Source organism: Streptomyces sp. NPDC050147 (assembly GCF_040660195.1).
Taxonomy (GTDB): domain Bacteria; phylum Actinomycetota; class Actinomycetes; order Streptomycetales; family Streptomycetaceae; genus Streptomyces.
In genome coordinates, this window is record NZ_JBFALJ010000034.1 from 59,495 (window position 1) to 72,867 (window position 13,373).

Below are 13,373 nucleotides of genomic sequence, written 5' to 3' on the forward strand. Positions count from 1 at the left end.
GCTCAGATCTCCGATCGGGTGCCGTCAGGGAAGCGGATGCGGACGGTTTCACCCTCGACCGCGCACGTGATGGCCTCCCGCAAAGCCGTCGGCCGCACGACGTCCCGGGACAGTGCGACGAGCGTGACGTGGGTACTGGCTCCTCCCGGGTGTCCGGCGAACGTCAGATAGGGCGTCGCCGAATGCGGCCCGTACGCGTTGGCCGCCACGTCGCGGGCGATGCCCGCCCCTTCGTCCCAGCCGTGGAGCGCGACGACGGCGCTGGTGAGCCCCGATTCCGTACGGGTCAGCGCCCAGCCGCGCCCCTGCTCGGCGTACGGCTGCGCCTCGTCGGCGACCGCGTAGCCGCCCTCCCGGACCACCGCGCCCGCCGGGGCCTGGACCCGGTGGACGCGGATCTCCCATGAGCCGTGCAGGACACTGGTCGTCTCTACGGGGAACGCGCCTTCCACGCCCGGCAGTTGCGCGTCGTGCCGGGAGGCTGCCACGCGACCCTCGCAGCGCACCGGGTGGATCCGGCGGCGGCGTGAGGGAGTGCCGTCCGGCGCGAGGAGCGCGAGGTGGTTGTCCACGGTGCGTTCCCACGCGCTCGGGGCGGTCTCCGGTGCGGTGGCCGTGGAGTAGCCGAACTTGGCGTAGTGCGGGTCGTCGGCCGCGGGACCTTCGAGAGGGTTGTGGTCGCTGCCGTGGTTGATCAGCCGGACGATGCCGTCGTGCCGCGTGCCGTGCAGGAGCCAGCCGGGCTCGGGGAGCGCCGTGTACTGGTCGGACTCCTCGACAGGGAGCGGGAGTTCGCGTTCCGTCCACACCGGGTGGTCGGCGGGCAGGAGCAGGCCGAGGAAACCCTTGCTCGCCCAGTACGGTGACGCCGGCCCCGAGTAGGCCTGGGTGGACGGCAGGAAAGTCCCGTACCAGCCGAGCGGAAGCAGTCCGCGCTCGTCGGGGACACCGCGCTCCACGAAGTGCCGGGCGGTGCCGGACGCGAGGCGCCGGGTGAGGCCGGGAGCCAAGGGCGTGCAGTGCGCGAGGGCGCCCATCCAGACGGGGGCGGTCGTCGCGAAGCGGTACGTCAGGGAGCGGCCCTGGTGGACGGGGGCGCCGTCGGCGCCGAAGAAGTGCGGGTAGGTGGCGAGGAACCGGGACAGCCGCTCGCGGTAGACCTTGGCGCGCTCCTCGCCGTCGGGGCCCGCCATGCGGGCCCAGAGCAGCGGGTACAGATGCATCGCCCAGCCGATGTAGTAGTCGAAGTTGCGTCCGTCCCCGTCGCTGTACCAGCCGTCGCCGCGGTACCAGTCCTCGATGCGGTCGAGCCCGCCGTCGATGTCCGCCTTGCTGTACGGGGCGCCGACGGAAGCCAGGAACTGCTCGGACACCACTTGGAAGAGGCGCCAGTTGTTGTCCCAGGTCCTGCCGCCGACGAAGCCGGAGAACCAGTCGACGACCCGCTCCTGGACCCGGGTGCCGAGCTTGTCCCAGATCCAGGGGCGGGTCTCGTGCAGAGCGATCGCGATCGACGCGGCCTCCACCATCTGCTGGGAGCAGTCGCTGAGTGCGGGCCAGGCCTCGCCGCCCGGGGCGTCACGGTCCGTGCCCGTTGTCAGACCCTGCGCGTAGCGTTCGATGAGGTGAGGGTCCACCTCGCCGCCCGCTCCCGCGATCCGGAAGGAGGCGAGGAGGAATGACCGTGCGTACCCCTCGAGGCCGTCCGACACGACCCCCGACCAACTGCCCCGCCCCGGCAGCCGGTACTGCGCGAAGCGGGGTGTCGCGTACGGGACGAGCGCCTCCAACTGCCGGTCGGCGAGCGCCTCCCAGTGGCGGCGGGTCCAGCCCGTGAGCGGGGAGATGACCCGGTCGGTGGGCGGCAGGGCCAGATGCGGTGCGGGCATGACGGGTCCGTGCTTCCTATGGGTGGGGTCTTCTGGGCGAAGGCGTGCCGGTCACCTCAGGTGTGCGGTGTGCGTGTGGCCTCGCGAGCCCTGGACGCGGACGGTGACGAGGGGGCGGCGGCCGGGGGTGACGGTCACCGAGTCGTCGGCGCGGACCACCTTCCGTACGGGGAAGGGCAGTTCCAGGGTGACCGTCGTGCCGGTGCGGCCCGGGTCGGCCACGGCCAGCGACAGGCCGTCGCCGCCGCGTCGGGCGATCACGGTGCAGGGGCCCGACGCCGTGATCCCGGCCGCGCTGCCCGGCCCCCAGAAGTGCGCGGCGAGGAGCCCGTGGCGGCGGGCCTCGACGGCCTGGGCGGTGGCATTGTTGGCGACGACGCGGACCGGCCGTGAACGGGCCCAGACGGCGGTCTCGGTGGCGCTCGCTCCAGGAAGGACGACGTAGGCGTACGAGGACGCGGCGGGGGAGACACCGTGGTCGAGCCACAGGGTCAGATAGCGGCGGGTGAGCGCAGTGGTGCTGCCTCCGGTGTCCGCTCCGGTGTTGATCGCGCGCCAGGTGCCGGTCCGCTCCTCGCGCAGGGCGTGCAGGTGAGCGCCGCCGTCTGCTCTGCGTCCCGGGTCGTCGGGGAAGACGTAGCCGCCGCTGCCTTCCAGGTGGGCCCAGCGGGCGCCGGGCAGGGGCGCCGACCAGCCGGTGCGCGAGGGCTGCCGCCGTCCGTCGACCGTGAAGCGGGGCGCCCCGTCCTCGTACAGATTCCGGTTCTCGACGACCGTCTCGATGCTCCGGCCGTCGCTCGCCGTGATGTCTGCGCCCAGAGCGACGACCGCGTTGTCCAGGAGGAACCACGCCTTCCTGGCCCGCAACGTGCTGCCGTCGGCGAGGAGTTCCATCGCGGCCGCGCCGAACCTGTCGTCGAGCACCGCACCGCCCGCGACGGCGTTCTTCGGCCGGTAGGTCCCCGTCCCCGCGCCCGAGCCGATGTCGGCGCGCTCGCGGGTGTCCACGGTGGTGCCCGGCAGGCGGTACGGATCGACGGTCGCCCAGAAGCCGTCCCCGAACTGCCCCAGGTCGTCGTCGTCGTACAGGTACGTCATGCCGTCGCCGGTGTACCAGCCGTGCAGGTTCTCGCCGTTGCCCGCCTCGTACGCGGCGATGCGCTTCGAGGAGAGCGAGAGCGTGAGCGCCCAGCCGGGACGCCGGTGCACCACCCGGTCCATGTCCGCGAACGCGAAGTGCCCGGTGAGCCGGTCGGCGGCGGGCACGGCGGGATCGTCGAGGACTGCCTTGGCGCGGGCGAGTGCCGGCACGCCCACCAGGCTCAGGTAGGGGTGGGACGTGTTGCGGCGGATGCAGCCCTTGGCGAGCGCGCGCCAGCGTTCGGCGTACGCGGCGGGGGCCCCGCCCGCCAGTTGCAGGATGTGGGTGAGGGCCGCCGCGCCGTCCTTGTGGTCCGGTGCCTTCTCGCGGGAGGTCGCACGGCCGCGCACCGCGTCCATCATCAGACCGTCGAAGATCACCGGCGAGAAGCTCCGGTCCACCGCCTCGTACAGCACGGAGGTCTTGGGATCGGTGACGGCCCACTCGGAGTCCGCGAGCAGCGCGATCAACTGGCCGGCGCTGCCGAGCAGGACACTGCCGTACGTCCCCGTGTAGGCCACGGAGCCGTGCTGCACGAACGACCCGTCCTCGTAGAACCCGTCGCCCGAAGTGACGTACGTGAACAGGCTGTTCCTGCCCTTGTCCCGGACGTCGGACAGACCGTCGCGGGCCAGCGCCAGCGTGGCCGTGTCGCGCGCGAGCAGCCCGCGCAGCGCCACGATGACCGCCTTGTCCGCGCGGTTGGCGCCCGTCTCGGACAGGGTCGGGGCGTTGGTGCGGCGGTCGGGGTTCGGGCAGAACTTCGCCACCGCGGCGACGTACGCCGTCAGGTCGGCCGCCGGGACCTTCTCCCGCAGCAGGACACACGTGTCCATCAGGGCGCGGGGCGCGCCGATCTCCCAGAACCACCAGTTGCCGGTCTCGGGGCGGCCGGGGTGGTAGGCGTCGTCGTGCAGGAAGCGCAGCGCTTCGAGCAGGGCGTCCGCCGCTTCGGCACTGCCGCTGAGGGAGGTGCCGGGCGTGGCCCAGGCCGTGGCGAGCGTGCGCAGGCGGGTGTAGCTCTGGCCGAAGTTGCCCGCGTCCTTGGCGGGGGAGAGGTCGGCCCACAGGGCGGTGCGGCCCGCGGACCGGTCCAGATCCCGCCACCAGCCCGACGCCTGAGTGTCCAGGACCTTCAGCGCCGCCGCGAAGTCCGGGTCGGTGGGGTCGAACGCGCCGCCGGTGAGCTGCGCCGCCGCGCGGGCGAGGAGGGTCTCGTACGGGTCCGCGTCCGCGGCGGCCCACGCCGTGCCGCCGACCGACGATGCCGCGAGGGCGGTTGCGGCACTCGCGGCGAGGAGCGTACGGCGGCTGGGACCGGTGGAGCCGGAGCGTGGCGTGCGCATGGGGAACTCCCGTGAGGCGTCGGGGCATCGGAGTGGGGGAGTGAGGCGTGCGTGAGCGATTCCGCGACAGCATGTAAGCGGTTGCTATGTGACGCAAGAGGGTCTGGAATCTTTCTACGCTTTTTCTGTGGCCCGCCTCTGGCGCAGTAAGCGTGTACTGGTGGGCCCCATGCGCCAGGGACTTGGCGAGGGTTCCGGCAACGGGCGGCTGGTGGGGGTATTGACGCTCACAGTAAGCGATTACTACGTTGCGACCCCATGGCTGAGAACAGGACCCGAACCGTACGTGCTCGCAGTACCCGGACAGTCCGTGCTCGCAGTGCCCGGACGACCCTCCGCGCCGCGACAGCGACCGCAGCCGCGGCCTCCGCTCTCGCGCTCGTCCTCCCCGCCCACGCGGCACCCTTCGACCCGGCCCCGGGGGCGGACGGCGTCGGTGACCCGCTGTTCCCGACGCTCGGCAACGGCGGCTACGACGTCCGCCATTACGACCTCTCCTTCGACTTCACGCCGGTGACGTACGACTTCACCGGCACCATGAAGATCAAGGCGAGAGCCACCCAGGACCTGTCGTCCTTCAACCTCGATGTCGACTCGCTGGCCATCGAGGCGGTCAAGGTCAACGGCAAGAAGGCCACGTGGACGATCGCGCCCGGACGGACCGGCCAGGAGCTCACGGTCACCCCGGCGGGTGCTCTGCGCGACCACCGGGCCTTCGACGTCGAACTGACCTACCACGGCAACGGCAAGACCAAGCCGATCGGCCAGCCCGGCTGGCGCTACATGTCCGACGGCGGCTTCGCCTCCGCGGCCCAGGCCTCCCGCGCCGACACCTTCGCGCCGGTCAACGACCACCCTTCGGACAAGGCCACCTGGTCCTTCCACCTCACCGCCCCCGACGGCTGGACGCCCGGCGCCAACGGCAACCTCACCGGCACCCGCGACGCAGGGACCGACAAGACCTGGGACTTCTCCCTCAAGTCCCCCATGGCACCCGAGCTGTTGGGGATCTCCGTCAACAAGCAGGCCTACGCGTACGGACGCGGCCCGCACGGAGTGAAGCTGCGCCACCTCATCCCCGAGGACCAGCAGGCGAAGTACAAGCCCATCGCCGAGGAGACCGGCGGGCAGCTCGCGTGGCTGGAGAAGACCCTCGGCGTGCGCTACCCGTTCGACACGTACGGGGTGCAGATCGTGCGCGACGGGTACAGCGACGCGTTGGAGAACCAGACCCTGTCCCTCTTCGGCCCTTCGTGGTTCGACCGGCCCACCTACTCGACCACCATGGTCCACGAACTGACCCACCAGTGGTTCGGCGACTCCGTCACCCCCACCACCTGGCAGGACGCATGGCTGAACGAAGGACCTGCCGTCTACTACGCGGCCGTGTGGGCGGACCAGAAGGGCTTCAAGACCATCGAGGAGAAGATGCGGACCGCGTACGCCAAGCTCGACGCGGTCCGCAAGACCGACGGACCCCCCGGAAAGCCCACCGGGCTCGGTGGTTTCAACATCTACGACGGCGCGGCTGTCTCCCTCTACGCCCTCAACCAGCAGATAGGACAGGAGAAGTTCGACGCCGTCATGAAGTCGTGGCTGACCGAACACCGGCACGGCAACGCCTCCACCGAGGACTTCATCGACAACGCCGTCGAGGTCACCGGCGACGACTCGGTCGGCACGTTCCTGAACCACTGGCTGTTCGACCTCGACAACCCGCCCATGCCGGGCCACCCGGACTGGGGTGTCGCCAAGTGAAGCGGCAACTGAGCGCCCTGACCCGCCCACGCGTCACCGCGGGAGTCATCGCCATCGCGGCCCTCGGAGCGGTGATCACCCCCCTGAGCGCGGCTCAGGCCGCCCAGGGCCCCAAGATCCTCCACGCGGCCCCCGACGGCTCGGGAAAGGCCTGCGCCGCCACCCGACCCTGCACTCCGCGGGCCGCCCGTGACGTGGCACGCACCGTGAGCGGACGGGACATACGCGTCGAACTCGCCGACGGCACCTACGAGATGAGCGAGCCGCTGAGGCTGGGCGCGGCCGACTCCGGACGCGACGGGCACACCGTCACCTGGACCACCGAGCGCGGCGCCCGCCCCGTCCTGTCCGGGGGCAGGGCGCTGACAGGGTGGGAGAAGGGCGCCGACGGCACCTGGACGGCCGATGTTCCCGCGGGGATCACCCCACGTCAGCTGTTCGTGGACGGGGAGCGCGCCGTGCGCGCGCGGGGTGAGGCCTGCGCGGCGAGCACCTGCGACGCGACGAAGACCGGCATGACGGGTGCCACCGCCACCGGCATCGACAAGTGGCGGCGCCCCACCGGCGCGGAGGCCGTCGTCAAGATCCGCTGGCGCGACTACCACTGCCGGATCGCCTCCGTGGACGGCGACCGGATGACCTTCGCGCAGCCCTGCTGGACCAACTCCGCGAGCGGAACGGACCGCACGGGCCCCGCCTGGGACTCCACCACCGTCGACTCGTCGCGCTACTCCGGCGTCGCCTTCTTCGAGAACGCTCGCGAACTCCTGGACCAGCCGGGCGAGTTCGTCTGGGACGCCGAGGACCGCACGGTCACCTATCTCCCGCGCAAGGGCGAGGACATGCGGAGCGCGGACGTGCTCACCCCGGTGACCGAGCGCCTCATGGTCGTCGACGGCGCCCATGACGTGCGCGTGCGCGGTATCGGCTTCGCCCATGCCGCGTACGGCCGGCCGTCCACCGACGAGGGATATGCGGGCACCCAGGCAGGCCTCACCCTCACCGGAGCGAGCGGCCCGGTCGACCACGCGGGCCGCCACTACACCAAGCCGAGCGCGGCACTGACGATCCGGGGCGGACGCCATGTGTCGGTCAGCGGAGCGGAGTTCACGCATCTGGGCGGCGCCGGAGTCATCCTGGAGGCGGGCACCAAGGAGTCGTCGGTCACCCGCTCCCGTTTCACGGACCTGTCGTCCGGCGCCGTGTACGTCGGCGACACCGAGCCGAAGCCGACGGCGGAACTCGCGGGCGAGCGGAACACCGTCGCGTACAACACGATCCGCGGTGCCGGCGTCGAGTACACCGACGCGGTGGGCATCTGGGCCGGATACGAGGCCGAGCTGACCGTGGACCACAACACTCTCGACGACCTGCCCTACTCGGGGATCTCCGTCGGCTGGGGCTGGAACCAGCCCGAGGCCCAGAAGTCCGTCCTGCGGGACAACAGGATCACGAACAACCGGATCACGAACGTGATGCGGGTCGAGCACGCCCAGCACGACGGCGGCGCCATCTACACCCAGGGCGCCCAGCCCGGCACGGTCGTCTCCGGCAACTACATCAACCGCTCCGCCTACGGGAACACCGAGCGCGACGGCAACGGCATCTACCTCGACGAGCAGTCCTCGTACATCCGCGTCGAAGGAAACGTGATCACCCGCGTCGGCTACAAGTGGGTCTCCAACTGGGCCGATTACGGCATCCAGAACCACGTGACCGGCAACTGGACCGACACCGACGCACCGGCCCTCACCGGCACCGGATCGACGATGGAGGGCAATCACACCAAGCTCGACCGGCTGCCTTCGCGGGCGCTCGCCGTGGCGGCCCGCACAGGTGCGCACGGAGCGCCGGCCGAACAGCTGCGCCCCGACCTCGCCCGCGCGGGCACCGCGTCCCAGTCGTCCACGGACGGCGCGGCCCCGGCGGCCGACGCGACCGACGGGGACACGTCCACCGACACCCGCACGCTGTCCGAACCGGGCGCCTGGTGGCAGGTCGACCTCGGCGAGGCGCGGCGCGTGGGACAGGTCGAGATCTGGAACAACGCCTCCATGACCACGGCCGACTTCGACGTGCAGCTCGCGAGGACCGCGGACTTCTCCGACGCGACGACCCTGCGCGTCGACGGACGAGCACTTCGGCCCACACTCCTCGACACGGCCACGGACACGAACCCGGACACGGAAGTCAGATACATCAGGATCAAGCTCACCGGCGCGGGACGCGTGGCGCTCGCCCACGTACTCGTGCACCCTGCACGTACATAGCAACACCCGCACGCGCGCGGGTGCTTGTGCACAGCTATTGGCACGGAAAGGCACACCATGACCGACCTCCGTCTCGGCGTCCTCGGCTACGGCTTGCGCGGTTCGCTCGCCCGCACCGCACACCGGCCCGGCGCGGGCTCCCGCGTCACCGCGCTCGCCGACCATGACGTCACCGCGCGGACGGAGGCGGCCGAGGCCTTCCCCGGCGCCCTGATATCCACCGACCACCGCAAGGTCGTCGAGGACCCGGACGTCGACGCCGTCGTGATCCTCACCCCCGACCACACGCACGCGCGGCTCGCCTGCGAGGCGCTGCGCGAGAAGAAGCCCGTCTTCGTGGAGAAGCCCCTCGACATCGGCATCGAGGCCTGCGACGCGATCCTGCGGACCGCCCACGAGACGGGAACCCGCCTCTACGTAGGTCACAACATGCGCCACATGCCCGTGGTCAGGCTGATGCGCGACATCATCGCGCGCGGGGAGATCGGCGAGGTCAAGACGGTCTGGGTACGCCACTTCGTCGCCTACGGAGGCGACTGGTACTTCAAGGACTGGCACGCCGAACGGCGGCACACCACCGGCCTGTTGCTCCAGAAGGCGGCCCACGACATCGATGTCCTGCACTGGCTGGCCGGCGGTTACACCCGCCAGGTGCAGGCGCTGGGCGACCTCATGGTCTACGGCGACAACCCGCACCGCCGCGAGCCGGGCGAGCCGAAGACGGACGACTGGTACACCAAGGACGGCCACTGGCCGCCGCACACCCAGCGCGACCTCAATCCCGTCATCGACGTCGAGGACGTCTCCCTGGTCAACATGCGCCTCGACAACGGGGTGCTGGCCTCCTACCAGCAGTGCCACTTCACCCCTGACTACTGGCGCAACTACACCGTCATCGGGGACGCGGGCCGCCTGGAGAACTTCGGCGACGGCCCCGGTGGAGTGGTGAAGGTCTGGAACGCGCGCCGCTCGTCCTACCGCCCGGAAGCCGACGCCGAGTACCCGGTGCCGGACGCCCAGGACGAGGGCGGGCACGGCGGCTCCGACCCCCTGCTCATCGAGGAGTTCGTACGTTTCGTGCGCGAGGGCGGGCGCACCGACACGTCGCCCGTCGCGGCCCGGATGGCGGTGGCGGCAGGCGTGCGGGCCACGCAGTCGCTGCGTGACGGGGGCACTTCGCGCGAGGTGCCGGGCCTGGACCCGGAGCTCGTTGCGTACTTCGAGCGGGGTCAGACCCGTCAGCGCCCTTCCGGCGGATCTCCGCGGGAAGGGGCCTAGCGGGCAGGGCCCTGGACCGGGCCTGAAGGAAAGCTGCGGCGGCGCTTAAGAAACTCTCGATGGACCAGGGCGCCGCCGTAGGGAAGATTCCTGTGTCGTCGGTGGAACAAGCGACGTACGACAGGAGCCGTTGCGTTGAAGGCGCTGGTCAAGGAGAAGGCGGAGCCGGGTCTCCGGCTGATGGACGTACCGGAGCCGGTCATCGGCCACGGGGACGTCCTGATCAAGGTGCTGCGCACCGGGATCTGCGGCACCGATCTGCACATCCGGGCCTGGGACGGCTGGGCGCAGCAGGCCATCGAGGCGCCGCTGGTCGTCGGGCACGAGTTCGTCGGCGAGGTCGTGGAGACCGGGCGTGACGTGGCCGACATCAAGATCGGCGACCGGGTCAGCGGCGAGGGTCACCTCGTCTGCGGCAAGTGCCGCAACTGTCAGGCAGGCCGCCGTCACCTGTGCCGCGCCACGGTGGGCCTCGGCGTCGGCAGGGACGGGGCGTTCGCGGAGTACGTCGCGCTGCCCGCCGCCAACGTGTGGGTGCACCGCGTCCCCGTGGACCTCGACGTGGCCGCGATCTTCGACCCGTTCGGCAACGCGGTGCACACCGCGCTGTCCTTCCCGCTGGTCGGCGAGGACGTCCTGATCACCGGGGCGGGACCGATCGGCCTGATGGCCGCGGCCGTGGCCCGGCACGCGGGTGCCCGCAACGTCGTCATCACGGATGTCAGCGAAGAACGCCTGGAGCTCGCCCGCAAGGTCGGTGCGAGCCTGGCGCTGAACGTCGCCGAGACCTCGATCGCCGAAGGCCAGCGCGGACTTGGCCTGCGCGAGGGCTTCGACGTCGGCCTGGAGATGTCCGGCAACCCCGTCGCGATGCGCGACATGCTCGCCAACATGACCCATGGCGGCAAGATCGCCATGCTCGGTCTGCCGTCCGAGGACTTCGCCGTCGACTGGTCCAGGATCGTCACCTCCATGATCACGATCAAGGGCATCTACGGCCGCGAGATGTTCGAGACCTGGTACTCGATGTCCGTGCTGCTCGAAGGCGGCCTCGACCTCGCCCCCGTGATCACGGGACGCTACGGCCACCGTGACTTCGAGGCGGCCTTCGACGACGCGGCGAGCGGTCGCGGCGGCAAGGTCATCCTCGACTGGACCTCCTGAACCCCGACTGTCCCGACCGTCCCGGCTGTCCTGACCGTCCCGACCGTCCCTGTCCCGACCGCCTCAGCTGCTGAAGGAACCAAGCATGTTCGACTCCGTACGCGACGACCTGCGCACCACCCTCGACGAGATCCGCGCCGCCGGACTGCACAAGCCCGAGCGCGTCATCGGCACCCCGCAGTCCGCCACGGTCGCCGTCACCGCGGGAGGCCGGCCCGGCGAGGTACTGAACTTCTGCGCGAACAACTACCTCGGTCTCGCCGACCACCCCGAAGTGGTCGCCGCCGCGCACGAGGCCCTGGACCGCTGGGGCTACGGCATGGCGTCCGTACGCTTCATCTGCGGCACGCAGGAGGTGCACAAGGAGCTGGAGGGGCGCCTCTCCGCCTTCCTCGGCCAGGAGGACACGATCCTCTACTCGTCCTGCTTCGACGCCAACGGCGGAGTCTTCGAGACGCTGCTCGGCGCGGAGGACGCGGTCATCTCCGACGCGCTGAACCACGCGTCGATCATCGACGGCATCCGGCTGAGCAAGGCCCGCCGCTTCCGGTACGCCAACCGCGACATGGCAGACCTGGAGCAGCGGCTGAAGGAGGCCGCCGAGGGCGGCGCACGCCGGAAGCTGATCGTCACCGACGGCGTCTTCTCCATGGACGGCTACGTCGCCCCGCTGCGGGAGATCTGCGACCTCGCCGACCGCTACGACGCGATGGTGATGGTCGACGACTCGCACGCCGTCGGCTTCGTCGGCCCCGGCGGACGCGGCACCCCCGAGCTGCACGGCGTCATGGACCGCGTCGACATCATCACGGGCACGCTCGGCAAGGCGCTCGGCGGCGCCTCCGGCGGTTACGTCGCGGCCCGCGCCGAGATCGTCGCGCTGCTGCGCCAGCGCTCGCGCCCGTACCTCTTCTCGAACACGCTCGCCCCGGTGATCGCGGCGGCCTCGCTGAAGGTCCTCGACCTCCTGGAGTCGGCCGGTGACCTGCGGGAGCGGCTCGCCGCGAACACGGCGTTGTTCCGCTCGCGGATGACGCGGGAAGGCTTCGACATCCTGCCGGGCGACCACGCGATCGCCCCGGTGATGATCGGGGACGCCTCGGTCGCGGGCCGCATGGCCGAGCTGCTCCTGGAGCGCGGCGTGTACGTGATCGGCTTCTCGTACCCGGTGGTGCCGCAGGGCGCGGCCCGTATCCGCGTCCAGCTGTCGGCCGCGCACTCCACGCAGGACGTGAACCGCGCGGTGGACGCCTTCGTGGCGGCGCGGGCGGAGCTGGACGCTGCGGGTGGCTGAAGACCGACGGGTGTCTGTGGGGCCACGGGTGCCTGAGGGGCTATGAGTGTCTGTGGGGCCCTGGGTGACTGTGGGGCCACGGGTTCTGTGGTACTACGGGTGCCCGAAGGTCCGTAGGTGTCTGAGGGACCTGGCCGGACCGCTGGTGTCGGTGTGGCCTGTGGTTTGGGACAATCGACCTCATGATTGAAGCTCGGCGGCTGCACATCCTCCGTGCGGTGGCCGACCACCGCACGGTCACGGCTGCGGCCGCCGCGCTCTATCTCACGCCCTCCGCGGTCTCCCAGCAGCTGACCGCCCTGGAGCAGGAGACGGGCCACCGCCTGGTCGAGCGGGGTGCCCGCGGGGTTCGGCTGACGCCGGCGGGCGAGATCCTGCTCTCCCACACGAACGCGGTCCTGGCCCAGCTGGAACGGGCCGAGGCGGAGCTCGCCGCGTACAGCTCGGGCGCGGCGGGGACGGTGACCGTGGCGTCCTTCGCCACGGGGATAGCCCTGGTGGTCGGCCCCGCCCTGGCCCGGCTGTCGAGCGATGCCCCCGGCATCCGGGTGCGGGTCCAGGACGCGGAGGGTGACGCGAGCCTGCCGATGGTGCTCGACCGGCAGGTGGACGTCGCCGTGGCCGTGGAGTACCGGGGCGCCCCTGGGGCGGACGATCCGCGGCTGACGCGCGTTCCGCTGTACGCGGAGCCGTTCGACGCGGTGCTCCCCGAGACGCATCGCCTCGCGGCGGCCGAGCGCGTGCCGCTCGCTGACCTGGCCAAGGACGCGTGGATCGGGCCCTTCGCCGGAAACCCCTGCCACGACGTGGTGATTCTCGCCTGCGAGGCGGCGGGCTTCCAGCCCCTGCTCGAACACTGGTCGGACGACTTCCGCGCGGTCGTCGCCCTGGCCTCGGCCGGAGCGGGCGTGGCGCTGGTGCCCCGGTCGGCGCTGCGGGGGATGGACGTCTCGGGGGTGGTGATCCGCCCGGTGGAGGGCGTCGCCCCCACCCGCCGGGTCTTCGCGGCGGTGCGGTGCGGAGCGGAGGAACATCCGCTGATCCGCCCGGTGCTTGACGCGCTGGGGTCGGCGGCGGGATAGCGGCTGGGTTCTGCGGCCGGGTTTGTGGCTTGTGGCTGAGGGGCTGTCCGGTCGCGGGTAGGCCGACGGGCCTCGGCTGCTATTTACCCCGCGATCAACGAGGCTTGGGGCGGCCTCGTCCGCCCGGGCGTCGCCCCAGGCGTCGTGGCGT

General features: G+C 71.3%; 8 protein-coding genes. 6 read left to right on the forward strand and 2 right to left on the reverse strand.

Features of this window, described 5'->3' with window-relative positions; genetic code table 11:
- Positions 1–2 precede the first annotated feature (2 nt).
- Both AB0I94_RS37260 and AB0I94_RS37265 read right to left on the reverse strand, forming a co-directional pair.
- Positions 3–1,889, reverse strand: a complete 1,887-nt coding sequence (locus AB0I94_RS37260; protein ID WP_363314231.1) for a DUF2264 domain-containing protein — start codon at positions 1,887–1,889, stop codon at positions 3–5.
- A 51-nt stretch (positions 1,890–1,940) separates the two neighbouring features.
- Positions 1,941–4,376 (reverse strand): polysaccharide lyase 8 family protein, encoded by a 2,436-nt coding sequence (locus AB0I94_RS37265; protein ID WP_363314232.1) that lies wholly within the window; start codon positions 4,374–4,376, stop codon positions 1,941–1,943.
- A gap of 258 nt (positions 4,377–4,634) precedes the next feature.
- Here AB0I94_RS37265 and AB0I94_RS37270 point away from each other — a divergent pair, with 258 nt between their 5' ends.
- The 6 genes from AB0I94_RS37270 (at position 4,635) to AB0I94_RS37295 (ending at position 13,222) form a co-directional block, all read left to right on the forward strand.
- Complete coding sequence (locus AB0I94_RS37270) at positions 4,635–6,134, forward strand: M1 family metallopeptidase (protein ID WP_363314233.1); 1,500 nt, start codon at positions 4,635–4,637, stop codon at positions 6,132–6,134.
- Positions 6,131–8,404, forward strand: coding sequence for a right-handed parallel beta-helix repeat-containing protein (locus AB0I94_RS37275; RefSeq protein ID WP_363314234.1), 2,274 nt, complete (start codon positions 6,131–6,133; stop codon positions 8,402–8,404). Before AB0I94_RS37270 ends, AB0I94_RS37275 begins: the two co-directional genes overlap by 4 nt.
- Before the next feature lie 57 nt (positions 8,405–8,461).
- Positions 8,462–9,682: a Gfo/Idh/MocA family oxidoreductase gene (locus AB0I94_RS37280; protein ID WP_363314235.1), complete on the forward strand. Its 1,221-nt coding sequence runs from the start codon at positions 8,462–8,464 to the stop codon at positions 9,680–9,682.
- 135 nt (positions 9,683–9,817) lie between these two features.
- The gene (tdh, locus tag AB0I94_RS37285) at positions 9,818–10,846 is read left to right on the forward strand and encodes an L-threonine 3-dehydrogenase (RefSeq protein WP_363314236.1); all 1,029 of its coding nucleotides are present in this window, start codon (positions 9,818–9,820) and stop codon (positions 10,844–10,846) included.
- A gap of 85 nt (positions 10,847–10,931) precedes the next feature.
- On the forward strand, positions 10,932–12,140 hold the full coding sequence (locus AB0I94_RS37290; RefSeq protein WP_363314237.1) for a glycine C-acetyltransferase: 1,209 nt from the start codon (positions 10,932–10,934) through the stop codon (positions 12,138–12,140).
- 182 nt (positions 12,141–12,322) lie between these two features.
- Positions 12,323–13,222, forward strand: a complete 900-nt coding sequence (locus AB0I94_RS37295) for a LysR family transcriptional regulator (RefSeq protein ID WP_363314238.1) — start codon at positions 12,323–12,325, stop codon at positions 13,220–13,222.
- Positions 13,223–13,373: the final 151 nt, after the last annotated feature.